We start from the raw sequence: 23,774 nt of genomic DNA on the forward strand, positions 1-23,774 counted from the left end.
TCTGAAGCTTAAACTTTTCATATACGTTGCTTTTTAAATTGTGAGTATTCTTTGTTAAATTTCGATGATGCAAGTTTACGGGATTTTTTTAAGTTCGTTGGGGGAGAAACTGACGGAATTTGACCTAAAAACTGTCTACGGATAGTTTTTAGGTCATAAACTGATAGTTTATGGGTGTTTTTCACTCAGTTTTTGAGTATTCAATAATGCCTCATTTGAACTTTATAAGGTCATTGTTGTTTTCATCAGACCTAAACTTTTAACGAACCGGTATATGAAAATACAGACGGGAAGGGGTACTATACCTCTCATCACTTTACTAGCTATCTGGTCTATTTCGGCACTGACCTCTCTGCCGGGGCTGGCTGTTTCGCCCATACTGGGCGACCTTACTAAAATATTTCCGGAAGCAACGGACTTGGATATTCAGATGTTGACTTCGTTGCCGTCGTTGCTGATTATCCCTTTTATCCTTCTGGGCGGTAAACTGACGGAAAAAGTTGATTTGGTCCGTATCCTGAAGATCGGACTCTGGCTTTTTGCGGCAAGCGGCATTTTATATCTGATTTCCAACAGAATGTGGCAACTGATCGTAGTGAGTGCCATGCTGGGCATCGGAGCCGGATTAATCATTCCCTTATCTACCGGATTGGTGTCGAAATACTTTGTGGGCGCTTACCGGGTGAAACAGTTCGGACTGAGTTCCGCTATCACCAATTTTACATTGGTAATAGCTACAGCCGTCACGGGTTATCTGGCGGAAGTTAGCTGGCATTTGCCGTTTTTGGTTTATCTGCTTCCTCTGGTTTCGATTCTGCTGGTCGGCCATCTGAAGGATCGTCAGGATGAATCGGTTGTCCGGCAGCCTGAATCGGAAACTTCCTCTCCCGAACAATCTGCTTCTGTAGATACAGGAGGGAGTAAATATGGAATCCATACTAAGCACTTGCTCCAGATTATGCTTTTCTACGGGGTGACCACCTATATTGTGCTGGCAGTTATCTTCAATCTGCCCTTCCTGATGGAGAAGCACCATTTTACCAGCGGTGATTCGGGACTGATGATATCGCTTTTCTTTTTGGCGATTATGGCTCCGGGATTTTGTCTGGATAAGATTGTGGACGAGCTGAAAGAGCGTACCAAAGCTTACAGCTTACTATCTATGGCTGTGGGGCTGGCTCTGATCTGGATTGCCCCGATCGAATGGATGATTATTCCGGGGGGTCTTTTTGTCGGGCTGGGATATGGAGTTATCCAGCCTATGCTTTATGATAAAACGACACATACGGCACTTCCTCAGAAGACGACCCTGGCGCTGGCTTTTGTGATGATGATGAATTATCTCGCCATACTGCTATATCCTTTTATTGTCGATTTTCTCCAGAAGTTGTTTCACACTCAGTCTCAGGAGTTTCCTTTCATTTTCAATTTATTGATAACGGTCGTTACTTTCTTCTGGGCCTATCTGCGACGCGATTCCTTTTTGTTTAATGATCAATTGAAATAATAAAGATGAAGAATAAGAAACTGGAAGCCAATCTGAGTATGGCTGTATCAAAAATATTCAGCGGTTTAAATATGAATGCCTTGAAGTATCTGCTTCCCTTATGGATGAGCCCGTTGACGGGTGCGACGCTTCGTTGCACCTTTGCCGCCGTTGCATTCTGGGTGATCGGATGGTTCATGCCGCCGGAGAAGTCATCTACTAAAGATAAATGGTTGCTTTTCCTGTTGGGAGCATTCGGACTGTATGGCTTTATGTTTCTTTATCTGGCCGGACTGAGTAAAACAACTCCGGTGTCCAGTTCCATTTTTACCAGTCTTCAGCCTATCTGGGTATTTCTGATTATGATCTTCTTTTATAAAGAGAAAGCGACATGGAAGAAGATTCTCGGGATTTCGATCGGTTTGATCGGTGCGCTGGTCTGTATCCTGACACAGCAGAGTGATGATCTGGCATCCGATGCTTTCATGGGGAATATGCTTTGTCTGCTCAGTTCTGTCGTTTATGCAGTTTATCTGATACTTAGCCAGCGTATCCTTTCTTCCATCGGGGCGATGACCATGTTGAGATATACATTTTCCGGTGCGGCAGTCTCTGCTATTATAGTTACATTTATTACGGGATTCGATGCACCGGTGTTTTCTATGCCGTTCCATTGGACACCTTTCCTGATTCTGATGTTTGTACTTGTATTTCCAACAACGATCAGCTATATGTTGCTTCCGGTCGGTTTGAAATATCTGAAAACGACAGTTGTGGCAATATACGGTTATCTGATTCTGATTGTTGCGACGATTGCTTCTCTGGCTTTGGGGCAGGACCGTTTTAGCTGGACGCAGACAGCCGCTATTATTTTTATCTGTATTGGTGTATATCTGGTTGAGGTAGCCGAAAGTAAAGATAAGTCGCCGGACCCTTTGAAGAAGTAGTTGTATATACATCAGAAGATGACGGTTATGATACAAAAAAGCGGGCGCCTTTCTCAAGGTGCCCGCTTGCTTATGTCATCATCATGTTTTATAGAGAGGAGTTGATTGCTTGCGCAATGGATTTGAATTCTTCATCCGATAGTTTCAGTTTCGGATTGGAGAACAACATATCCGATTCCTTCTGAATAGGAATTAAGTGGATATGAGCGTGCGGTACTTCCAGACCGATAACCGCTTCGCCTACCTTTTTGCAAGGGAAAGCTTTTTCGATGGCACGGGCTATCTGTTTGGCAAATACGTGCATGGCTGCGAGGTCTTCGTCACTTAAATCGAAGATATAGTCTACTTCCTGTTTGGGGACTACCAGTGTATGTCCCTTTACCAACGGATTGATATCAAGAAAAGCAAAAAAACGATCGTTCTCCGCTATCTTGTAGCAAGGAATTTCGCCTGCGATGATTCTACTGAATATGGTTGCCATAACTTTTGATAGATAAAAGAAGGCAAGCCTCACACGGAGACCTGCCTTACTGTTAAATGGATATGTTTACTACTTCTAATGCAATTTTACCCTGCGGTACGGTAATTTCTGCAACATCACCCACCTTCTTGCCAAGCAAACCTTGTGCGATCGGGGTGTTAACGGAAATCTTGCCTTCCTTCAGGTTGGCTTCACTTTCGGAAACGATGGTATAAGTCATCTTCATACCATTCTTTACGTTCTTCAGTTCCACCTTGTTCAGAATCTGTACAGAATCTGTCTTTAGTTTGGATTCATCTATGATTTTTGCATCTGCGATGACCGCTTTCAATTTGTTGATGCGCATTTCCAGCATCCCCTGTGCTTCTTTGGCTGCATCATATTCTGCATTTTCCGACAAGTCGCCTTTATCTCTGGCTTCGGCGATGGCCGCAGAGATCTTAGGGCGTTCCACTGTTTCCAGTTCTTTCAATTCTGCCATTAACTTTTTGTAACCTTCTTCTGACATATAAGCCATGATGTTTTTCCTCCTTTTTATTTAAAATGGTCATATAAACAAAAAAGAATTCCAACATGGCACATGTTGGAACCCTCTTCTCAATTATTTCTTTGCAAAGATAGCCTTTTAAGTGATATCTGTCAAGTGAAAAAAGATGCTATGTAACATATTTAAATGAAATATGCTAAATTATAACAACTTAGAGCAGTGACTTGACGGATGCTTCAAGGTCTTTGATATCTTCGCCACGAAGCTTCAATTCGTTGTTTCTGTTGATCAGGAAGATGGACGGTACCTGACGAACATTATATACAGCTACGTTGGTAGAATAGACACCGTTTCCGTCGCGCACACAAACCCAGGGCAGGTTGCCGGCAGCTGTTTTCCAGTAGTGTTCGTCTGCGTCGAGAGATACCTGATAAATTTCCAGTCCTTGCGAAGCATACTTGTTATATAGTTCACGAAGCATCATATTATGCGGTGCTCCTGCCGGTGACTGGAACACGGAGAAATCCAGCAATACTACTTTTCCTTTCAGGTCAGTCAGTTTGCGGGTATTTCCTTTCACGTCACGCAGAGCAATGTCGATGATGCCTGTTTCTATGATCTTGTCTTGTGGAATTTCCAGAGACTTGCTTTGTGGCTGGCGGGTATTCTTCATACCTTTGATCACGATGTTATACAAATTTTTCGAACGTACGGCGTTCGGATATGCATTGTTGAGGCTGGTAGCAACAGCCGCAAAACATTTCACGTCCTCTTTATTGTTCAGCGGATCGAAAATCAGATAATCATTCAATTTCTGGAACAGGGCGAAGTAAGCAGCTGACGTGTTGGGAGCGGCGAATATATAATTCACTTTTACGTCCTCTTTATAATTTTTCAGTAACGTTGCCAGGTTTTCTTCGAACGTGTCGTGTCCCAGTTTATTGGCACGCAACGCATTCAGTTGGTCGTTTACGTTCTTTTGAAGATTGATTTGTTTCAGTGTCAGTTCCTTAATCTTGTTGCTGTTGTCAGATCCTTCTACCGTGTAGGCAGTAGAGAAATCGACGTACGGAGCTTTGATCTGTATCGTTTCGATAGAATCCACAGAAAAGTTGATGACTTTGTCGTCTACCCGCAAGCGGTAAAACTCAGGCGATTCGGGGCGGGGCTGTTTGAATTTGAATGTACCTTCTCCTTTCAATTTTACCGAATCAAGCGGGACAATACCTTCCAGACCGGAAGCTTCGAGATAAAGCATTTTCCCGTCGGCTCCTGATACGTCTCCGTTCACTTCAAACTCAGGACCGGAACTACAAGCTGTAATGGTAAGTGCGGCAAGCGCTACAAAAGTTATCTTTTTCATATCTCGTGTGTTTTTTAAGAGTTGCAAATATACGTCTTTTCGAGATTACTCAAAGCTTTTTGCCTGCTTCTTCACCTCTATTTTGCAAAAAAAACATATAGCATCTAACTTTTTAGCTCATTTCCACCTGATTACAACGATAAATGTATATCTTTGCAGGAATTTTGAAAGAAAAGTATAGATAAAACAATTTTTATGATTAACCCAATTGTTAAGACGATCGAGTTACCTGATGGAAGAACCATCACACTCGAGACGGGAAAGTTGGCAAAACAGGCAGACGGTTCTGTAATGCTACGCATGGGAAACACCATGTTATTAGCTACTGTTTGTGCCGCTAAAGATGCAGTTCCCGGAACAGATTTCATGCCTTTACAGGTAGAGTACAAAGAAAAATTTGCGGCATTCGGCCGTTTTCCTGGTGGTTTCACCAAGAGAGAGGGTAGAGCTTCTGATTATGAGATTCTGACTTGCCGTCTCGTAGACCGTGCTCTCCGTCCACTATTCCCTGATAATTATCACGCAGAAGTATATGTAAACATCATCCTTTTTTCTGCTGACGGTATAGACATGCCGGATGCACTGGCCGGACTTGCAGCTTCTGCAGCACTCGCTGTTTCAGATATTCCTTTCAACGGACCGATTTCTGAGGTACGTGTAGCACGTATCGATGGTCAATTTGTAATTAATCCTACTTTTGATCAACTGGAAAAAGCTGATATGGACCTGATGGTAGCCGCTACTTATGATAACATCATGATGGTAGAAGGTGAAATGCACGAGGTATCCGAAGCTGAATTGCTGGAAGCAATGAAGGTGGCTCACGAAGCTATCAAGGTTCATTGCAAGGCTCAGGTGGAGTTGATGGAAGAAGTAGGAAAGACGGTGAAACGTGAATATAATCATGAAGTAAACGACGAAGAATTGCGCAAGGCAGTTCGTGAGGCTTGCTATGACAAGGCTTATGCCGTTGCTGCTTCTGGAAATAATAATAAGCACGAACGTTTCGAAGCTTTTGATGCTATCCGCGAAGAGTTCAAGGCTCAGTTCTCTGAAGAAGAACTCGAAGAGAAAGCTGCGCTGATCGACCGTTACTATCATGATGTAGAGAAAGAAGCTATGCGTCGTTCTATTTTGGATGAAGGCAAGCGTCTGGATGGTCGTAAGACTACGGAAATTCGCCCGATCTGGTGCGAAGTTGGCCCTCTGCCTGGTCCTCACGGATCTGCTATCTTTACTCGTGGTGAAACTCAATCTCTGACTTCTGTCACTCTGGGTACCAAGCTCGACGAAAAGATTATCGACAATGTATTGGAACATGGAAAAGAACGTTTCCTGTTGCATTATAACTTCCCTCCTTTCTCTACAGGTGAAGCAAAGGCACAACGTGGTGTAGGCCGTCGTGAAGTTGGTCACGGTCATTTGGCTTGGCGTGCTTTGAAAGGACAGATTCCTGCTGACTATCCGTACGTAGTACGTGTTGTTTCAGAAATCCTCGAATCTAACGGTTCTTCTTCTATGGCTACCGTATGTGCCGGAACACTGGCATTGATGGATGCCGGTGTGAAGATCAAAAAACCGGTATCAGGTATCGCTATGGGATTGATCAAGAATCCGGGCGAAGAAAAATATGCAGTATTGTCTGACATCCTCGGTGACGAAGACCACCTCGGAGATATGGACTTCAAAGTAACCGGAACAAGAGACGGTATCACAGCTACTCAGATGGACATCAAGGTAGACGGTCTTTCTTATGATATTCTGGAACGCGCTTTGAATCAAGCTAAAGAAGGACGTATGCACATCCTCGATAAGATCACTGAGACTATCGCCGAACCGCGTGCTGACCTGAAAGACCATGCTCCCCGCATTGAAACAATGACTATTCCTAAAGAATTTATCGGAGCTGTAATCGGCCCTGGTGGAAAAATCATTCAAGGTATGCAGGAAGAAACCGGTGCAGTGATCACTATCGAAGAAACAGATGGTGTAGGACGCATCGAAGTTTCCGGAACAAACAAGAAATGCATTGAAGACGCTATGCGCATGATCAAGGCAATCGTTGCTGTTCCCGAAGTAGGTGAGGTATATAAAGGTAAAGTTCGCTCTATCATGCCTTACGGTGCATTCATCGAATTCCTGCCGGGCAAAGACGGTTTGTTGCACATTTCCGAGATCGACTGGAAACGTCTGGAAACAGTAGAAGAAGCCGGAATTAAGGAAGGTGATGAGATTGAAGTGAAACTGATCGACATCGATCCGAAGACAGGAAAATTCAAACTTTCAAGAAAAGTGTTGATGCCAAGACCGGAAAAGAAGTAAAAAAGCAGATCGCTTTTAGATAATGGAATAGCCCGATTACTAAGTATTCGGGCTATTTTTTTGTCTGTTATTTTGCTTTTCTGCGAAAAGATGTGTTCTTTAAATACATTTTGCAGGGGAAGTATAAAAAGTCTATTCTGCCTTTCTATGATTATCTGCGTTGGTGGGAAGGCTTATATTCTTTCGACGGTTCTTCTTTCAACTGCACTCTTACTAAATTGGAGAAATGTATAATGTGAAGATTACAGTAGAGAATCTAAAAGTACTGAATGATCGTTGCACGGGTAAGTTCAAAATCTTTAAAAACATAATGATTATGAATATGATAGTTTACCCATACAAAAAAGAATCGGAAAGTACCCCCATACTTCCCGATTCGAAACAGTCAAAAATCGACCTTAATCAATTTATTAACTTAACACGTTGCAAAGATATGAGAAAAATTTCTTTGAAAGGGCTTTTTTGCCCAAAAAGTTTAGAATCTAAGCAAATAATACTGGCTATGAGGATTATATTATTCTTTTTTTTGTTCGTAACTGATAAGGAATGAATGTACAATCAGCCATTGAGAGGGGTATAACATCCAATACACAAGCTATATATACCCTGTACATTGGATCTATATATCCTGTACATTGGATTTATATCTCCTGCGTGCTGGAACTATATCCCCAACTACTATTCATTCTTGAGGCTCCTTGGAGTCAAATCTGGGCTGAACACAGCCCTCTCCAATAAAGTGTTGACATTTCGCATTCAGCCCTTTCAGCCTTGCTCGCAAACGCTTTGATGGAAGGCGATAGCGGCTGAAAGCACTATTTTATACCCCGTCTCTGGTGTATGCTGAGAGGGGTAAGTAACTTCAGCCCTTTCAGCCGGAAAAAGAATTGATTCAAACGCTAATAATTTCCGATTCAACAGAGCCTGTATTTATTCCAAACAGAGTCTCTGTTCGGAACAAACAAAGGCTCTGTCCGAGGTAAACCGACCCTCTGTTTTTTTCTGAACTATTGATCCATTGATTGATTTGAATAAGCCGGTATTCCACCAGCTTTCATCTCGGTGGTGAGTCGTTTTCATCTCGGTAGTGAGTAACCTTTATCTCGGTGGTAAGTGAAGGCCATCTCCGGGCTTACAGAATTCAGTCCGTGTGTTGAGTAACTATAACTTGTCAGCAGAATAGCTATAACCAATCAGCTTTGGGGTTTATGTACGACCGAGGCTGAAAGGACTGAAACTACCCCTCCCCACTCAGAATGCCCTTACACTAGGGTGTAAAATAGTGCCTTCAGCCGCTATCGCCTTCTATCAAGGCGTTTGCGAGCAAGGCTGAAAGGGCTGAATGCTGAGAATACCCATAGAATAGTGTGAACTATAAAGGTGGTACATCTTTCACTCAGATGTTGTACATCTTTTACTCAAATGTAGTACTAGAGTCAGGCAACTTAAGTACTTGTCAGAAGCAAGTCTTGTACTTATAGGGAAGTTTTCTAATATAAGATTGAATCATTCAATGTCGTTTCCCCGGTTCACTTGTGTGAACTCATTTCTTCTTGGCAATATTCCTTATTGAAATTTCTTATCTTCTTCGAGAAGTTCCTGGCTACATTGTTCCGGTGCCAGAGGGGTAAAGAACTCTATCAGATTTTTTTCAGGATCGCGCAGGTACAAGGTGGCATTCTATCGGATGAAAAGAATACGGATGCTTCCGGCAATTACTTATAAATTTGCACCGGCAGTTCTCCTTTTAACGCGCCTAAAGCATTATAAGCCAACGATTCCATTTCTCCTTCCCCGGGATAGACATGTATAGGAGCTAAAAAAGAAATTCGTTTTTTCAATCTTGAGATAATATAATCCGAATAGGCAATACCTCCTGTCAGCAGAATGGCATCCACTTTTCCGCAAAGTACGGTAGCGGCTCCGCCGATTGCTTTTGCCACGTTGTAGATCATGGCGTCCAATATTAGTTCCGCTTTCTTGTCGCCTTCTTCTATAGATTTAATGATGGCGGGCACATCGGTTGTCCCCAGATGGGCTGTCAATCCGGCACGACCGGAAATACGCTTTTTCAATTCGTCTTTGGTAAGCTGCCCGCTATAGCAAAGGTCGATCAGCTGTCCGGCAGGGAGCGTTCCTGCACGTTCCGGTGAGAAAGGACCTTCACCGTCCAATGCATTGTTGGCGTCAATGGCCCGTCCGTGCTGATGGACTGCTACGGAAATACCACCTCCCAAATGGCAGATAACCAGATCTAGCTCTTCGTACTTTGTATCTTGCTCTTTGGCAAAACGACGTGCGATGGCTTTCTGATTCAAGGCATGCCAGATCGTGATTTTCGGCATGAGCGGCGAGCCTGTGATACGTGCTACCTCTTCCAGTTCATCCACTACTCCGGGATCGGCGATATAGGCGGGACAATGGGGGAGGGAACTGGCGAGTTCTTCCGCAATCAGTCCGCCTAAGTTACAGGCGTGGGTTCGCATGGCGTGTAGCGTATCACGTTTCATTGCTTCGTTGACCTCATACACTCCTCCGGGAATAGGCTTCACCAATCCGCCGCGTCCGATGACGGCATCGAACTCGAAAGGTATCCCGTTCGCTTCCAGCTCCTGAAGGACCAGGTTCTTCCGAAATTCAAACTGGTCTATCACCTGCGGATAAACGGATAATTCTTCCACCGAATGTTTGATATTGCGAACCAGTAACGGGGTTTCATTCTCGTAGACTGCTATTTTCGTTGATGTGGAGCCGGGGTTGATGACCAGTATTTTCATAGAATCTATTTTTAGGAATTACGAGTTACGACTTTTGTTAAATTCTTCCCTGCATTTGCAGTCTCCTGCTACTTGCAGACAGGCCATTGCGATGCTGTAATATTTCGACAATCCGGAATCGCTTCGTGAAGGAAGAACCACCGGACAGATAGGGCCTTGCAACAATCCTGCCATTTCCGCGTTGGCAAACAGGGAGACGGATTTGTAGAAAGCGTTTCCTGATTCGATATTCGGGAATATCAGCACGTCTGCCTGTCCGTTGATAGGGGAAACAATGCCTTTGATGTCTCCGCTTGCCTGTTCGCAGGAAGTGCGTACGTCCAGCGGACCGTCAATGATTACATTCCCGAATTCTCCGGCTTCGGCCAGCTCTACGATATTCACATAGTCCAAAGAGTGCGGAAACTTGGCGCTGACTTTCTCGGTGCAGTGTATCAGTGCGACACGGGGCTGTTCAATGCCGAAATGACGGCAGGTGCAGATGGCATACCAGATCATTTCTATGCGTTGTTGCAACGTTGGACGTGGAATCACTGCGGCATCGGAGAAGAACAGCAGTTTGTGGTAAGTCGGAATCTCCATCACGGCCAAGTGTGTGAGGATTTTCCCTTTGGGAAGCAGTCCTTTCTCTTTGTCGAGGATGGCGTGCAGCAGATTGTCCGTGTTGATGATGCCTTTCATTAAAATATCCGCTCCTCCTTCACGCACGATGCGGACGGCTTCGCGTGCCGCTTCGTCCGAATCTTCGATGTGAATGGTTTTCACATAGTCAGGGTATTGTTTCAGTGCGGGATATTTTTCCAGAATAGCCGAGTCTCCAATCATAAGGAACTCTGCAATTCCTTCCTCCAAAGCACGGGTGATAGCATATTCCGTATTGGGATCGTTGGCGCAGACTACGGCAATGCGTTTTCTGCGATTCTGTTCTTTAAGATGGGCTGTTAGCTGGGCAAAGTTCTGAATAGGTTCCATAACGTTAGATTTTTAGCAAATATCAGAAAAATCATTGAGAAAATAATACTTGCAACCCGAAAAGTTACGCCTGTTATGTAACATTTTGTTATATTTCAGTTGTTTTACTGTGTAGATATACACCGAACCGTTTTTTCCTGTATTTTTGCAAATAAATCCCCCTTAAACTTTAAAACAAAATGAAACAGTTCAAAAACCTATTGTTTATTAGCACATTACTCCTTTGTTGGATGCTCGTTTCCTGTAAAACGACGGCTAGAATTCCTGCCGGCTGGTCGCTGGTGTGGGAAGAAAACTTTAATCAAAGGAAGGACTTTGACTCGCAGGTCTGGAGTAAGATTCCGCGAGGGAAATCCGACTGGAATAATTATATGACGGACTTTGATTCCTGCTATGCCATGCGTAAAGGCAAACTGGTACTGAGGGGTATTGTCAATCAGACACTGCCCAATGATACGGCACCTTATCTGACAGGAGGCGTTTATACCAAAGGTAAAAAGGCTTTTTCTGACGGACGGATCGAGATCTGTGCCAGGCTGAATGCCGCAAAAGGTGCCTGGCCTGCTATCTGGATGTTGCCCGAAAATGCCAAATGGCCGTCGGGAGGCGAGATAGATGTGATGGAGCGTCTGAATGATGACTCTATCGCTTACCAGACGGTTCATTCTCATTATACGTATACTTTAGGTATCAAGAATCATCCCAAGTCGCACTCCACAGGAGTGATCCATCCCGATCGTTACAATGTTTTCGCTGTCGAAATGTATCCGGATAGTCTTTCGTTCTTTGTCAACGATGTACATACGTTTACTTATCCCCGTATACGGACGCAGAAGGAGGGGCAATTCCCGTTCAATCAGCCGTTCTATTTACTGATTGATATGCAGTTGGGTGGTTCATGGGTCGGAGCAGTCAATCCCAAAGACCTTCCGGTAGAAATGGAGGTGGACTGGGTACGTTTTTATCAACGGAAATCATTCAAATAGAGCATAAATATGAAAATTCAACTTCCTCCTTTTTTACAGAAGGGCGATAAAGTAGTCATAATATCACCTTCCAGCAAGATCGACAAACAGTTTCTGAAAGGTGCAAAGAAACGGATTGAATCGTGGGGCTTGAAAGTCGCCATAGGAAAACATGCCGGAGGGTCTTCCGGACGCTATGCGGGGACGGTCAAACAGCGGTTGAGCGATTTGCAGGATGCGATGAATGATCCGAAGGTGAAAGCCATTTTTTGCAGTCGTGGCGGATACGGTGTTGTACATTTAATTGATAAGATAGATTTCACTGCCTTTCGCGAACATCCGAAATGGTTGTTGGGGTTCAGTGACATCACTGCCTTGCATAACCTGTTTCAGAAGAATGGTTATGCCTCTTTGCATTCGCTGATGGCACGCCATCTGACTGTGGAACCGGAAGATGATCCTTGCGTGGCCTATCTGAAAGATATCCTGTTCGGTAATCTGCCCGCTTATACATGCGAAAAGCATAAACTGAATAAACAAGGTACTGCACAGGGAACTCTGCGAGGCGGAAACATGGCAGTGGCCTATGGACTGCGGGGAACTCCTTATGATCTTCCGGCAGAAGGAACGGTCTTGTTTATCGAAGATGTGAGCGAACGCCCTCATGCGATTGAGCGTATGATGTACAACCTGAAGCTGGGCGGTGTACTTGAAAAGTTATCCGGACTCATTATCGGGCAGTTTACCGAATATGAAGAAGATTGTTCGCTGGGTAAGGAGCTTTATGCAGCATTGGCAGACCTGGTGAAAGAGTATGATTATCCGGTTTGTTTTAACTTCCCGGTGGGGCACGTGACGTATAACCTGCCGCTTATCAATGGCGCAAAAGTGGAATTTACCGTCGGAAAGAAGAATGTCGAGTTAAAGTTTATTTGTTAATAATCTATTCTATCTGAACGATACTGTGCTGAAAATGACTAATTTTGGAGCCTCAATAGATAAAAGGACGATGAAAAAGAAACCTATGATAGTATTGGCAAGTGTCTTTATGATGTTTTCTGCCTTTTCTTGTGGTGGAGGCAGTAAGACAAGTAGTGCGAACGAGCAAAATGAAAAAGTGGTGGTCAATGTACCTCAATTTGACGCTGACAGCGCTTATCTGTATGTGAAGAATCAGGTCGATTTCGGTCCCCGTGTTCCGAATACGAAAGAGCATGTCGCTTGTGGAAATTATTTAGCGGAGCAACTGGAAGCCTTTGGTGCTCAGGTTACTAATCAATATGCGGACCTCATAGCTTATGACGGTACCCTGCTGAAAGCGAGAAATATTATCGGTTCTTATAAGCCGGAAAGTAAAAAGAGGATAGCATTGTTCGCGCATTGGGATACTCGTCCGTGGGCGGATAATGATGCTGACTCAAAGAATCATCATACTCCTATTTTGGGGGCAAACGACGGTGCCAGCGGGGTAGGTGCTTTGTTGGAGATTGCCCGTCTGGTCAATAAGCAGCAGCCGGAACTGGGTATAGATATTATCCTGCTGGATGCAGAAGATTATGGTGCTCCCCAATTCTATGAAGGAAAGCATAAAGAAGAATTCTGGTGTCTCGGTTCCCAATATTGGGCACGTCATTCTCATGTGCAGGGATATAATGCACGTTTCGGCATCTTGCTGGATATGGTAGGTGGCGAAGGCAGCGTATTTATGAAAGAAGGTTATTCCGAAGATTTTGCACCGGATATTAATAAGAAAGTATGGAAAGCTGCCAAGAAACTGGGTTACGGAAAAACTTTCATGGACGGTAACGGCGGATTGGTAACGGATGATCATCTGTTCATCAACCGTCTGGCGCGTATCAAGACGATTGATATCATTCCCACCAGTCCGGATGGTGATTTCACCCCGACTTGGCATACTGTCAATGATACTATGGATCATATCGACAAGAATACCCTGAAGGCTGTCGGACAGACGGTATTGGAAGTAATCTATAATGAAAAGTGATCTTGTTAGTCCGCTTCTTTGTTACTTCAAAGACCTGACAGCTTTGTGCTGAATTAATAAATTGTTAAACAGTAAATCGTAAATATCATCATGTCAATTAATGAATTACAAGACGAAGTAATTGCTGAATTCAGCGACTTCGATGACTGGATGGATCGATACCAGCTGCTCATAGACTTAGGAAATGAACAGGAACCACTCGATGAAAAATATAAAACCGAACAGAATCTGATCGAAGGCTGCCAGAGCCGTGTGTGGCTTCAGGCGGACGAGGTGGATGGAAAGATCGTATTTAATGCGGAAAGTGATGCTTTGATTGTAAAAGGAATTATTGCTTTATTAATCAAAGTCCTTTCAGGACATACACCTGATGAAATTCTGAATGCTGATCTTTATTTTATAGATAAGATAGGGCTGAGAGAACATCTGTCTCCTACACGTAGCAACGGTTTGCTGTCGATGGTAAAGCAGATACGTATGTATGCGCTGGCATTTAAGGCGAAAGAAGGAAAATAATAAGCATATCATTTTAGGCACGGATAACACGGATTTACGCGGTTTTAAGAGATTATAAGCAACTAAAAACAGCGTAAATCCGTGTTATCCGTGCCTAAAATCAAGTAAACAGCTGTCTTTCGTACTCCTTTCATTTACTAATTTCTTCCTGATACTCCAATATATCTGCCGGTTGGCAGTCAAGTACTTTGCAGATGGCCTCCAGCGTGGAGAAGCGGATTGCCTTTGCTTTTCCGGTTTTTAATATAGAAAGGTTGGCGGGAGTGATATCGATTTTCTCCGCCAGTTCGCCCAGAGAGATTTTTCTGCGCGCCATCATGATGTCAAGGTTTACTATAATTGCCATAATTCTATTTTCTCGGTTTGAGTTAAATCGTGAGCTCCTGTTCTTCTTTCATTTTCAGTCCGATAGCGAATGTCTCTGCTACAATCAGACAGCCAAGTCCCAATAATAAATCAGTCGCTTGTAGCGCCAGGGGAGCAATGATGTATTTGTCGAGTGCGAATACTTCTTTTAATCCCCAGTAATTGACAACTAGAGGAATCAGGTAAAATAGAAAGGAAATGATCAGCAAACTGCCCAGCCAGCGCAGGCGGCGTACATTCTTCCATTCAAATATCTGTGATTTGTTGATGCTCAGAATCAGCATGACAAAGATGATGAGTGCTGAAATGGTGAGCAATGTATTCATTAATGAGCAGGAACTACTGATAATCAGGTAACTGTAATTCACGTCTTTCCCAATGCGCACAGCCATTTGCGTATACATGACGGGCACTTTCTCTTTGCTTTGGGCATTGATGATCCTGTCCGGTTTGATCATAGCGATTGTAGGTACGACATCTACAAACCGGAAATCACCTGCCAGCATGGTACCGTCGCATTGCTTCGGCTCTTTGTGCTGTTCTTTGGCCAGACTCATGCCGGCTTTCATACCTGTTCCAAACTGGTATCCTGTGGTATATAGGGAAAGTCCCAAAACTATGAATACCAATATGCAGAGAATGTTCAAACGTTTTTTCATCGCTGTCTTTTTATTATTTTGGTCTGTGATATTTGTTTCTTCTTTCCAGGGGTAGGGGATGGTTGTTCGGCGCATTCCCCAGATTACTCCTGCAAGTATCAAAACTGCTGCAAAAATAACCATTAGATAAGTGCTGGTATTCATCAGGTCACTCATGTTTTCAGCTTCCGGATATTTTATACTGAGAAATACGGATAAAGAATTGTTCAGTACGTGCATCAGTATACAAGGGATGAGGCTGGCAGTCTTATAATAAGTCCATGCAAACAGGATACCGATCAGAAATGCCGGAAGGATCTGGGCAGGATTGATATGAAAAACGCCGAACAGAAGTGCTGAAAGCAGAATTGCTTTCGTCGGGCTGTACTGTTGCAGCAGTGCCTTGGTGATGGCTCCGCGGAACAACAACTCTTCGAGTACGGGACCTATGATGGCTATGGCAAGAATGCCGCCCCAGCCGGACTGGAGAATATCGAAAGATTGTTCCATGATATTGGGAATCCAGTCCATCAGTTCTGTTAACGCAGATACCACAAAACCGCAGGTAAGGACGGCCAGTGCACTGAAAAAGAGATAAGAGGACGAAACAGGCGACCAGGTTGTTTTCTTTGTGCTGATGTAGCCGGCCTTCCATAAATAGACACCCATCATCAATTGCCCGGCCAGTTGCGCCGGAATCATGAGCATGGTGATAAGCGCATCTTTGTCTAAATTTCCGGTAGTGGCTACCAGATAAATCACACAGGGAATCATGACCAGGATAGGAGCAATGATTTGTGCAATAAGTAGATTCAGTAATATCAGTTTAATAGCAGTTCTCATATTCGTAGTGTTCTTAGCTGAGATACAAAGATAATCGTTTGTTATTTACTGGCAATAAAGCTGCACAGAAACATGGCAATCATTGAGACGGATACTACCAGTATCGATATGCTCATTAGTGACTTTTTCATAAAGTGTTATTTTTTAATAGATGATTGAATGGAAAATAGTTGTTTTTCGATGATTATTTATCGTTTATCGATATGCAAATGTAGAGGTAAGTTTTGAGTTGACAAAGAAAAAGGAGAAAATATTTATCGAAAAACAATAAAAAAGATATGTTTTTCGATATTATTTGTGCTGATGATGGAGGAAGGAAGGGGTATTTATCTCCGTTTGGCAGCAAAGAGGATCGTTTCTGTTTCTTCTGCATCTTTGTGGAGTTGGGCGATTAGCTGGTCGATGCTATCGTATTTTAGTTCGGGCCGTGTCCGCTTCACGAAAGTAAGCCGGATAAATTTATCATAAATGTCGGAGTGGAAATGAAGGATATTCACTTCGATGGTACGGTTGGGACCATTGTTGATAGTGGGGCGGACACCTATATTCAGCATGCCCATATAAGTTTTTCCGTCGAATGTAACCCATACGGCGTAGACTCCGTCTGCGGGAATCAGTTTGTCCGGATCGTCCACGCTTAAATTGGCAGTGGGGAAACCGATTTTTCTGCCTACCTGATAACCTCCTACTACGGTTCCGTCCAGAAAATATTCGTATCCCAGACAGCGGGCAGCTATATCCACGTCTCCCTGATGTAGTAATTTCCGGATTAAAGAAGAACTGACCGGAACGCTTTGGGAAGCATCTATCCGGATGTCGTTTGTGTAAGCTTGTGCACGGATAACATCGATGCCGATAGATTGTCCGTAGCGTACATAATCCTCAAACCCTTCGCTGCGGTTATGGCCGAAACGGTGGTCGTAGCCTATCACCAGATACCTGACCTGATAACGTTCCTTCAGCACCTGAGTCATGAATTCTTTGGCTGTCAGCCGGGAAATGTCGGGCGTAAAATCGAGCATCAGGCAATAATCTACTCCCGTACCTGCCAGCAGGTTTATTTTCTCTTCGGGGGTAGTCAATAATTCCGGATGATAAGTGGCGTTCATCACTTTGCGCGGATGAACAGGGAAGGTTACTAATGCAGAACGCAGACCTTTGGCTGCCGCTATCTCTTTCACTTGTTGAATCAGATAGCGGTGCCCCGTGTGTACACCGTCGAAGAAGCCGATGGTAGCTACACATGGTTCGGGGATCATAGCCGATGTATCATTTATAATCTGCATGTTTGCCATCTTATTTTTTTCTGAAAAGATGGCTCCAGTCTTCACCGGCTTTCGGTGTATAGGTCGAGATACCCAGTTCCTGAGCTACTTTACAGTTTATTTCGGAATCATCAATAAAAAAGGTCTCCTTCGGATCGATACCCGCATCTTCAGTCACTGCTTTGAATATCTCCGGTTCGGGTTTGGCCATTTTCATTTCATAAGAAAGATAAGTCTTTTCGAAGTAGTCCTCTACTTTGAATGTGCGATAGGGGAAAGCGTTTTGGCAAACCCATTGCCAGTGGATGTCATTCGTATTGCTGAGCAGATAGACTACGTATTTCTCGCGTAGTTTGAGCAGCAGATCGAGTTTATATGCAGGGATATCTACTAAAAAACTGTTCCAGGCTGCATCAATCTGCTCATCGCTTACTGCTTTTCCCATCATATCCCTGATGCCGTCGCGGAATTCAGCAGGAGTGATCAGTCCTTTCTCCTGCTGCAAGAAGATTCCGTCTAACTGGTGGGTGCAGAATTTTTCTTCTACATGCTGGAACCCAATCTTTTTAAAGTTCTCAATACAGCGTTCGCGGTCCAGATTTATCAATACACCGCCTAAATCAATAAGTAAGTTTTTAATTCCTTTACTTTTCATTATTTTCTCTTTTGTGAATGATACGTTGAACAAGGCGAATAAGTTCTCCAACCCATAACACCATGGACGAAACGCCTATAATCAGAAGCCACGTCTGCCAGTCGAGCGGCACCGTGCGGAATACAGCTCCACCGAACTGTACGATCAGAAATTGGCCGATCAGGATAGCCAGCACAATTAACTCCATGCCATACGATTTGGAAAGTCCCTTGAATGCTGAGTCGGTAGTGCCGAATACGCGGGCATTGAACAGGTTCCAGAATTGCAACATGACAAAGAAAGTGAAGAAAATGGTGAGGTTGTGTACGTCCATACCTTGCGCGCTGTGGTCGAAATAATAAATCATTCCGAGCAATACGACAAGGAAGAGAGTGCCTACACCTATTATATTAGTACGCATCGCTTTGCTGATGATGAAATCAGTGCTGCGGCGCGGTTTCTCCTGCATGACGGTTTCGCTGGGAGGAATGGAAGCCAGAGCCAGAGCGGCAAAGGTGTCCATGATCAGGTTAACCCACAACATTTGTGTCACGGTCAATGGAAGTTCTGTTCCGATCATTGAACCTAACAGTACGATCAGCAGAGCAACAAAGTTGATTGTTAACTGAAATACGATGAAACGCTGGATATTCTTATACAGAGAACGTCCCCACATAACGGCAGTGCCGATACTGTTGAATGAGTCGTCGAGCAACGTGATGTCACTGGCTTCTTTGGCAACGGAAGTACCTGTACCCATTGACAAACCTACTTGCGCATGGTTCAGAGCAGGTGCGTCATTCGTACCGTCTCCGGTTACAGCGACTACGGCTCCTTTCTGCTGGAGTAGCTGCACAAGACGTTGCTTGTCCGTCGGACGGGCACGCGACATGATTTTGAGATCCATTACGCGGTCCAGTGCTTCTTCGTCACTAAGTTCGGCAAAGGCAACACCGGTGATACGGTTCCGTTCGGTATCTGTTTCCGGTTGCCACAGTCCGATCTGACGGGCAATCTCCGTAGCTGTTCCCGGAGTGTCACCGGTAACAATCTTAATACCGATACCTGCCGACTGGCATTTGGCTACAGCAGCGGGTACATCCGGACGAATCGGATCTGAGATAGCTACGACCCCTAAGAAATTCAGGTCGTTGGCAGATACCAGTTCCGCACAGTCGTTCGGTTCGTTTTCTCCTACTATTTTGAAGGCGAATCCGAGAGTACGCATCGCCATATTCTGATAATTCAGTAACTGCGCTTCTACCGTCGAACGATATTCGACTGCATCCACCCGTCTTCCGTCCAGCACGACTTCCTTACATTTGCCGAGTACGATTTCGGGTGCTCCCTTGATATAGAGTACTTTCTTTCCGATGATCGGAGACTCGACGAGAGTCGCCATGAATTTGCGTTCGGTCGAGAATGTAAGCTGGTCGAGGATATGAGCCTTTTCACGCAGTTCGAGGTAATTTTTGCCTTGACTGTTGAGCCATAATAACAAGGCGACTTCTGTTGGATTGCCCACCCCTTTGGGTTTTTCCCCGGTGGCTGCTTCTTCGAGGAAAGCGGTGGAGTTGGCACTGATTCCCTCTGCGACGAGAGCACTGATATCATCATCGGCCAGATGACCGCCATTTTTGATTCCGTAGAAATTAGGTTCGTGTACCTGCATCAGGTTTTGCGTCAGTGTACCCGTTTTGTCGGTACAAATCACGGTGATAGCTCCCATGGTTTCACAGGCGTGCATTTTTCGTACCAGGTTGTTGGTCGAGAGCATGCGGCGCATATTCAGAGCCAGACTGAGCGTTACACTCATCGGTAATCCTTCGGGGACGGCTACTACAATCAAGGTTACAGCCATCATGAAATATTTGAGGGTCCGCTCGAAAACCGGAAGCCACTCGTGCCAACCGTTCAGCGAACTGAAATCGTAGAACAGCAGTACATCTTTTACAAAGAAAATAAGGAAGGCAAGTCCGGCAACGGTAAATCCTATCTTTCCGATCAGGTTTGCAAGCTTGGTCAGCTGTATATTCAGAGGAGTCGGCTCCAGATTTTCTTCGGTGCTCTGACGGGCTACCTTACCGATCTCCGTAGCGTCTCCTACATGCAGTACGCGCATGGTGCCGTGTCCGTCTACTACTGTCGTACCACGCATCACCAGATTGGAGGCATAGGTTGCTTCTTCATCAAAATCCGCTTCGATTACGGTCTTATTGATCACCGGTTCTCCGGTCAGGTTGGACTCGTTTACTTGCAGTGAGATAGCTTCCAGTAACTGTCCGTCGGCGGGAATCTCTTCGCCTGTTTCCAATATGATAATGTCGTCTACAACGACGTCTTTGCGTGGAATTTCCTGTACATGTCCGTTACGAATCACCTTTACGAGTGTTTCTTCGTTGACAGCGTTCAGTAAGTCGAATTTCTTATTGGCATCGTATTCGAAAAAGAAACCGATACCAGTAGCCAGCAGGATAGCTGCTATAATTCCGATCGTCTCGGCATATTCATTCTCGATAATGGAAATGACTAGTGAGAATATGGCTGCTACCAATAATACGCGTACAACCGGGTCTTCGAATTTTTCGAGGTAAAGCTTCCAAAGGGAAGGGCGCTTGGGGGGTGTTAACAGATTGACACCGTTCTTTTCTCTGCTTTGCAGGACTTCATTGTCCGTAAGGCCTGAATGATAATAATCGTCTTTTTTTGTAGTACTCATGCAGATACATGCGTTTGGTTAGGACCGCAAAAATACAACATAAAATTGTGATAAAATGTTTAATTAAAACTTTTTATGAAGTAACTTTATTCAGGACGGCCACAAGTGCGATAGGGAATCGTAAACCAGAACGTTGATCCTTTGCCCTCTACAGAGTCTGCGCCAATTTGTCCCTCCAGTTTGTTTACGATGGTTTTGGAGATAGAGAGTCCCAGTCCTGTCCCTTTCTTTTCCTTGTTCAGTTTCACAAAGCGACCGAAAACTTCCGGTAGTTTGTCAGCGGGAATTCCGGTTCCGGTGTCTGTGACATAAAAATAAAGTTCGGTGTCTCTTGCCTTGTAGCCTATACGGACATTTCCTTCTTGAGTGAATTTAATGGCATTGGTCGTAAAATTGGAGAGTACCTGTGCAACCCGGTTCCGGTCTGTCTCTATGGTACAGGAGGGAAGCCCCGGCTCTGCTATTATTTGAATATTTCCTCCTGCCTCGTTGACTCTCATTTGGAAAAGTTGTTGCAAGTCGGATAGCAACAGATTGATATCTACTTTGGTATATACAAATTCCAGTGTACCTGCTTCTATTTTCGACATATCGAGAATATCATTCACCAGTTGCAGCAGCAAGTCGGCATTCATTTTGATAATTTCCTGATATTGCGCCTTCTCTTCTTCTGTGTTGGCACTGGCCAGTATTTCGGCAAATCCGGTAATGGCATTGAGGGGAGTGCGGATTTCATGGCTCATGTTAGCCAGAAATGCTGACTTTGAAATATCGGCATTTTCAGCTTTCTCTTTAGCCAGTGTCAGTTCCTTTTCAGCTTGTTTGAGTTGGGTGATATCATGAACGGTGAGGACCATGTTTTCTTCTTCATTAAGGAGAAAATAGGAGCCGGATATGACGGCGTCACATGCTACGGATTTTTTTTCGGCAGTCAGTACGTTCAGGGTTGCTTCCAAGTCAGTGAAGCCTCTTCTTTGCTCGAAAGCCTGACGGATGGCGCAACGTATGGGGCAGGAACCGCAGTAAGCATGTGTACCACAACCGCCCTCTGCTGATAATGCATTGCGGCACTGCAACAAGTCGCCTACTCTCTTTTCTTCCAGGCTCTTTTGTGTTCCTGTCAGTTGGTAGTAATTGGTTTTTAATACTTTGAAGTCGTTATCTATTAATAGAATATAGGCATGAACATTTTTCAGAATAGCACTGGCGATGTGACTGGTATGTTCCAGTTTTCTGGATTCCCGGAATAGTCGCTTTTGCATCCGAAGACATTTTCTCCGTTCCCATAGGTAACTGAGCAGGAGAACTGCGCATAAAATGATCAGAATAGATAGCAATGCTATTAGCATGATGTAACTTGTTGGCTTTGTTCTACAAATATGCTACAAAGATAACTTTTTTACTTGGGATGAAAAAGAAGTTTGAACAATTTGCAGCTATTTACGTTATATTATTTAGTAAACCAATAAAAAGCGAACATTATGAAGAAGTACATTTGCACAGTCTGTGAATACATTTACGACCCCGCACAAGGAGATCCTGATAGCGGTATTGAACCGGGAACAGCTTTTGAAGACATTCCAGATGATTGGACTTGTCCACTTTGTGGAGTCGGAAAAGAAGACTTTGAACCGTACGAAGGATAAAAACTAAAAGAGAGAAGAGATTATTACGAGATGACCGGGTGCATTGCATCCCGGTCTTTTTTGATTTCAGCTCATGCTGAGCTTTGTTTTGTCAGTTTATATATTATATATTACTCAGATGGTCTCCTCGTCGTATCAAAATACTAATCCGAACAGATTAATAAAGGTGTGAATTTAAAGCTGTATTTATCATGACCGGTCATCATATCGGGAGTTTCGTAAAGATCATACAGTACGCTCATAAGTTTAGTTTTTTTGTTGTGTATTTAAAGCTTTCATTCCCGTAAACTATGGGATCGGCTTGAATATTAATTTATTCTACTATAACTTACCTTTCGTACCACCAAGATGGTACGAAAGGTAGATAGTACGCAAAAGTAATGATTTAATGGAGAAAAGGGTTAATTTTACAAGTTTTTTGCGTTAACTATTTATTTCCAGACGCAACTCCTCTTGCATAACTCTGCTTTTCCCGTTGATCGTGTATCGGTATGACAATAGAAATACATTATAAGTGTGTCCGTAAGATTCCTCTACCCTGAATATATTGGGATATTTAGAATCACCTTCTATTGGAGTGACATCAATATCCTTGTATGGCTTTATCTTGACGTGGTTGTTTTCTTCTACTTCCAATATAATCGCGGTTTTATTGATATGATCCACATCGCTTTCAAAAGACTCTGTTCCGGCTATCACGCGTACACTGTTGTGAGTGAGGGGAAACAGCTTCTTGTTGCCTGCGGTTGCCATTTCGTCTGCCAGACCGGTCATTGAATAGAAAACGTTTTCTCCCTGTGTTGCATAGGCGTTCTTAATGAGTATCTGATATAGAATGGTGTTTTTGCTTTCATTAATTTCGACGCCGGAGATATCCGTAGCTTTTAATCCTACGAAGTAGGTAGAATCCGGTGACAATCCTTCGGGACGTATCTTGATCATGGTTCTGCCTGTCCGTTCACCTGCATTAATCTGAATCTTGTAATCCACAATCTCGTATTTGTCACTGGGCAGGAATTTAGCATAACAAGCTTCATCGACGTCATAAAGGGACCGGTTGTAGAATTCTAATGAAGTCAGGTCTTCTTCCAGCCCGATGACCATATTCTTTTTCGGAGCATGCGTACCTCCCGTGCAGGCTGCAATATATCCTGTCGCCTCCTCTCCCGTAGGAGATAAGGTGACTACTTCTTCGAAGGTGTTGTAATAGTCACTGCTGATCAGTGCTACAACATTCTTGTACATTTCCTTTTCAAACAGTGCGTCGTCATTGCATGACGAAAGCGCTATAATAAGTGCGAGTATCGTTATAAGATTTCGTTTCATCTTCTTCTTTATCGTT

Annotated in this window: 20 protein-coding genes and 2 pseudogenes; 8 read left to right on the forward strand and 14 right to left on the reverse strand. The window is 43.9% G+C overall.

The features are described from left to right. Positions 1–274 precede the first annotated feature (274 nt). Together HMPREF2794_RS17770 and HMPREF2794_RS17775 are read left to right on the forward strand one after the other, a co-directional pair. Positions 275–1,507 carry an MFS transporter gene (locus HMPREF2794_RS17770; protein ID WP_010535520.1) on the forward strand — a complete coding sequence of 411 codons (1,233 nt, stop codon included), beginning with the start codon at positions 275–277 and terminating at the stop codon, positions 1,505–1,507. Positions 1,508–1,512: 5 nt separating this feature from the next. Then, on the forward strand, positions 1,513–2,433 hold the full coding sequence (locus HMPREF2794_RS17775) for a DMT family transporter (RefSeq protein ID WP_010535519.1): 921 nt from the start codon (positions 1,513–1,515) through the stop codon (positions 2,431–2,433). 88 nt (positions 2,434–2,521) lie between these two features. Here HMPREF2794_RS17775 and HMPREF2794_RS17780 read toward each other — a convergent pair whose 3' ends face one another. The 3 genes from HMPREF2794_RS17780 to HMPREF2794_RS17790 form a co-directional block, all read right to left on the reverse strand. Beyond that, positions 2,522–2,914 (reverse strand): HIT family protein, encoded by a 393-nt coding sequence (locus tag HMPREF2794_RS17780; protein WP_010535518.1) that lies wholly within the window; start codon positions 2,912–2,914, stop codon positions 2,522–2,524. Between the two features lie 52 nt (positions 2,915–2,966). Continuing rightward, the gene (gene greA / locus HMPREF2794_RS17785; RefSeq protein WP_010535517.1) at positions 2,967–3,431 is read right to left on the reverse strand and encodes a transcription elongation factor GreA; all 465 of its coding nucleotides are present in this window, start codon (positions 3,429–3,431) and stop codon (positions 2,967–2,969) included. Positions 3,432–3,612: 181 nt separating this feature from the next. Then, positions 3,613–4,764 carry a TlpA disulfide reductase family protein gene (locus HMPREF2794_RS17790; RefSeq protein WP_055268925.1) on the reverse strand — a complete coding sequence of 384 codons (1,152 nt, stop codon included), beginning with the start codon at positions 4,762–4,764 and terminating at the stop codon, positions 3,613–3,615. Positions 4,765–4,959: 195 nt separating this feature from the next. On the opposite strand from HMPREF2794_RS17790, the gene pnp reads away from it, so the two are divergent. Then, positions 4,960–7,086 carry a polyribonucleotide nucleotidyltransferase gene (pnp, locus tag HMPREF2794_RS17795; RefSeq protein WP_010535515.1) on the forward strand — a complete coding sequence of 709 codons (2,127 nt, stop codon included), beginning with the start codon at positions 4,960–4,962 and terminating at the stop codon, positions 7,084–7,086. A 1,566-nt stretch (positions 7,087–8,652) separates the two neighbouring features. On the opposite strand, the pseudogene HMPREF2794_RS27935 reads toward pnp, so the two are convergent. The 3 genes and pseudogenes from HMPREF2794_RS27935 to HMPREF2794_RS17815 all read right to left on the reverse strand — a co-directional run. Further along, positions 8,653–8,760, reverse strand: a pseudogene (locus HMPREF2794_RS27935) (VOC family protein); the annotation flags it as partial. Between the two features lie 41 nt (positions 8,761–8,801). Continuing rightward, the gene (gene buk / locus HMPREF2794_RS17810; RefSeq protein WP_010535512.1) at positions 8,802–9,863 is read right to left on the reverse strand and encodes a butyrate kinase; all 1,062 of its coding nucleotides are present in this window, start codon (positions 9,861–9,863) and stop codon (positions 8,802–8,804) included. 18 nt (positions 9,864–9,881) lie between these two features. After that, positions 9,882–10,835 carry a phosphate acyltransferase gene (locus HMPREF2794_RS17815; RefSeq protein ID WP_010535511.1) on the reverse strand — a complete coding sequence of 318 codons (954 nt, stop codon included), beginning with the start codon at positions 10,833–10,835 and terminating at the stop codon, positions 9,882–9,884. Between the two features lie 179 nt (positions 10,836–11,014). On the opposite strand from HMPREF2794_RS17815, the gene HMPREF2794_RS17820 reads away from it, so the two are divergent. From HMPREF2794_RS17820 to HMPREF2794_RS17835, 4 genes are all read left to right on the forward strand, one after another. Beyond that, entirely contained in the window at positions 11,015–11,821 is an 807-nt protein-coding gene (locus tag HMPREF2794_RS17820) for a glycoside hydrolase family 16 protein (RefSeq protein ID WP_010535510.1), read from the forward strand. A 9-nt stretch (positions 11,822–11,830) separates the two neighbouring features. Then, positions 11,831–12,739 (forward strand): S66 peptidase family protein, encoded by a 909-nt coding sequence (locus HMPREF2794_RS17825; RefSeq protein WP_010535509.1) that lies wholly within the window; start codon positions 11,831–11,833, stop codon positions 12,737–12,739. Positions 12,740–12,809: 70 nt separating this feature from the next. Beyond that, positions 12,810–13,805 (forward strand): M20 family metallopeptidase, encoded by a 996-nt coding sequence (locus HMPREF2794_RS17830; protein ID WP_010535508.1) that lies wholly within the window; start codon positions 12,810–12,812, stop codon positions 13,803–13,805. Between the two features lie 90 nt (positions 13,806–13,895). Next, entirely contained in the window at positions 13,896–14,321 is a 426-nt protein-coding gene (locus HMPREF2794_RS17835) for a SufE family protein (protein ID WP_010535507.1), read from the forward strand. A 130-nt stretch (positions 14,322–14,451) separates the two neighbouring features. Here HMPREF2794_RS17835 and HMPREF2794_RS17840 read toward each other — a convergent pair whose 3' ends face one another. The 7 genes and pseudogenes from HMPREF2794_RS17840 to HMPREF2794_RS17870 all read right to left on the reverse strand — a co-directional run bounded on the left by HMPREF2794_RS17840 (position 14,452) and on the right by HMPREF2794_RS17870 (position 22,048). Further along, the gene (locus tag HMPREF2794_RS17840; RefSeq protein WP_010535506.1) at positions 14,452–14,667 is read right to left on the reverse strand and encodes a helix-turn-helix domain-containing protein; all 216 of its coding nucleotides are present in this window, start codon (positions 14,665–14,667) and stop codon (positions 14,452–14,454) included. 22 nt (positions 14,668–14,689) lie between these two features. Beyond that, entirely contained in the window at positions 14,690–15,346 is a 657-nt protein-coding gene (locus tag HMPREF2794_RS29610; protein WP_070752127.1) for a DUF2975 domain-containing protein, read from the reverse strand. A gap of 60 nt (positions 15,347–15,406) precedes the next feature. Continuing rightward, positions 15,407–16,168 (reverse strand): annotated as a pseudogene (locus tag HMPREF2794_RS17850) (lysostaphin resistance A-like protein); the annotation flags it as partial. Positions 16,169–16,494: 326 nt separating this feature from the next. After that, positions 16,495–17,454: a bifunctional riboflavin kinase/FAD synthetase gene (locus HMPREF2794_RS17855; RefSeq protein WP_022300836.1), complete on the reverse strand. Its 960-nt coding sequence runs from the start codon at positions 17,452–17,454 to the stop codon at positions 16,495–16,497. Between the two features lie 10 nt (positions 17,455–17,464). After that, positions 17,465–18,088, reverse strand: coding sequence for an HAD family hydrolase (locus HMPREF2794_RS17860; RefSeq protein ID WP_010535502.1), 624 nt, complete (start codon positions 18,086–18,088; stop codon positions 17,465–17,467). After that, complete coding sequence (locus HMPREF2794_RS17865; RefSeq protein WP_070752104.1) at positions 18,078–20,786, reverse strand: calcium-translocating P-type ATPase, PMCA-type; 2,709 nt, start codon at positions 20,784–20,786, stop codon at positions 18,078–18,080. The genes HMPREF2794_RS17860 and HMPREF2794_RS17865 overlap by 11 nt, the downstream gene beginning before the upstream one ends. Positions 20,787–20,872: 86 nt before the next feature. Further along, positions 20,873–22,048, reverse strand: a complete 1,176-nt coding sequence (locus tag HMPREF2794_RS17870; RefSeq protein WP_010535500.1) for a sensor histidine kinase — start codon at positions 22,046–22,048, stop codon at positions 20,873–20,875. Positions 22,049–22,267: 219 nt separating this feature from the next. On the opposite strand from HMPREF2794_RS17870, the gene rd reads away from it, so the two are divergent. Then, complete coding sequence (gene rd / locus HMPREF2794_RS17875; protein ID WP_010535499.1) at positions 22,268–22,432, forward strand: rubredoxin; 165 nt, start codon at positions 22,268–22,270, stop codon at positions 22,430–22,432. 423 nt (positions 22,433–22,855) lie between these two features. On the opposite strand, the gene HMPREF2794_RS17880 is transcribed toward rd, so the two are convergent. After that, positions 22,856–23,758 (reverse strand): BT_3044 domain-containing protein, encoded by a 903-nt coding sequence (locus HMPREF2794_RS17880; protein ID WP_070752106.1) that lies wholly within the window; start codon positions 23,756–23,758, stop codon positions 22,856–22,858. Between the last annotated feature and the right edge of the window lie 16 nt (positions 23,759–23,774).

The sequence above is a fragment of the Bacteroides sp. HMSC067B03 genome (assembly GCF_001811315.1).
In the GTDB taxonomy this organism is placed as follows: domain Bacteria; phylum Bacteroidota; class Bacteroidia; order Bacteroidales; family Bacteroidaceae; genus Bacteroides; species Bacteroides faecis.

Coding starts and splice junctions, on each gene's coding strand:
- HMPREF2794_RS17825 (WP_010535509.1), top strand. CDS start 11,831: ATGAAAATTCAACTTCCTCCTTTTTTACAGAAGGGCGATAAAGTAGTC.
- HMPREF2794_RS17780 (WP_010535518.1), bottom strand. CDS start 2,914: ATGGCAACCATATTCAGTAGAATCATCGCAGGCGAAATTCCTTGCTAC.
- HMPREF2794_RS17840 (WP_010535506.1), bottom strand. CDS start 14,667: ATGGCAATTATAGTAAACCTTGACATCATGATGGCGCGCAGAAAAATC.
- HMPREF2794_RS17770 (WP_010535520.1), top strand. CDS start 275: ATGAAAATACAGACGGGAAGGGGTACTATACCTCTCATCACTTTACTA.
- HMPREF2794_RS17835 (WP_010535507.1), top strand. CDS start 13,896: ATGTCAATTAATGAATTACAAGACGAAGTAATTGCTGAATTCAGCGAC.
- HMPREF2794_RS17815 (WP_010535511.1), bottom strand. CDS start 10,835: ATGGAACCTATTCAGAACTTTGCCCAGCTAACAGCCCATCTTAAAGAA.
- HMPREF2794_RS29610 (WP_070752127.1), bottom strand. CDS start 15,346: ATGAAAAAACGTTTGAACATTCTCTGCATATTGGTATTCATAGTTTTG.
- HMPREF2794_RS17870 (WP_010535500.1), bottom strand. CDS start 22,048: ATGCAAAAGCGACTATTCCGGGAATCCAGAAAACTGGAACATACCAGT.
- HMPREF2794_RS17775 (WP_010535519.1), top strand. CDS start 1,513: ATGAAGAATAAGAAACTGGAAGCCAATCTGAGTATGGCTGTATCAAAA.
- HMPREF2794_RS17830 (WP_010535508.1), top strand. CDS start 12,810: ATGAAAAAGAAACCTATGATAGTATTGGCAAGTGTCTTTATGATGTTT.
- rd (WP_010535499.1), top strand. CDS start 22,268: ATGAAGAAGTACATTTGCACAGTCTGTGAATACATTTACGACCCCGCA.
- greA (WP_010535517.1), bottom strand. CDS start 3,431: ATGGCTTATATGTCAGAAGAAGGTTACAAAAAGTTAATGGCAGAATTG.
- HMPREF2794_RS17860 (WP_010535502.1), bottom strand. CDS start 18,088: ATGAAAAGTAAAGGAATTAAAAACTTACTTATTGATTTAGGCGGTGTA.
- buk (WP_010535512.1), bottom strand. CDS start 9,863: ATGAAAATACTGGTCATCAACCCCGGCTCCACATCAACGAAAATAGCA.
- HMPREF2794_RS17855 (WP_022300836.1), bottom strand. CDS start 17,454: ATGCAGATTATAAATGATACATCGGCTATGATCCCCGAACCATGTGTA.
- pnp (WP_010535515.1), top strand. CDS start 4,960: ATGATTAACCCAATTGTTAAGACGATCGAGTTACCTGATGGAAGAACC.
- HMPREF2794_RS17880 (WP_070752106.1), bottom strand. CDS start 23,758: ATGAAACGAAATCTTATAACGATACTCGCACTTATTATAGCGCTTTCG.
- HMPREF2794_RS17865 (WP_070752104.1), bottom strand. CDS start 20,786: ATGAGTACTACAAAAAAAGACGATTATTATCATTCAGGCCTTACGGAC.
- HMPREF2794_RS17820 (WP_010535510.1), top strand. CDS start 11,015: ATGAAACAGTTCAAAAACCTATTGTTTATTAGCACATTACTCCTTTGT.
- HMPREF2794_RS17790 (WP_055268925.1), bottom strand. CDS start 4,764: ATGAAAAAGATAACTTTTGTAGCGCTTGCCGCACTTACCATTACAGCT.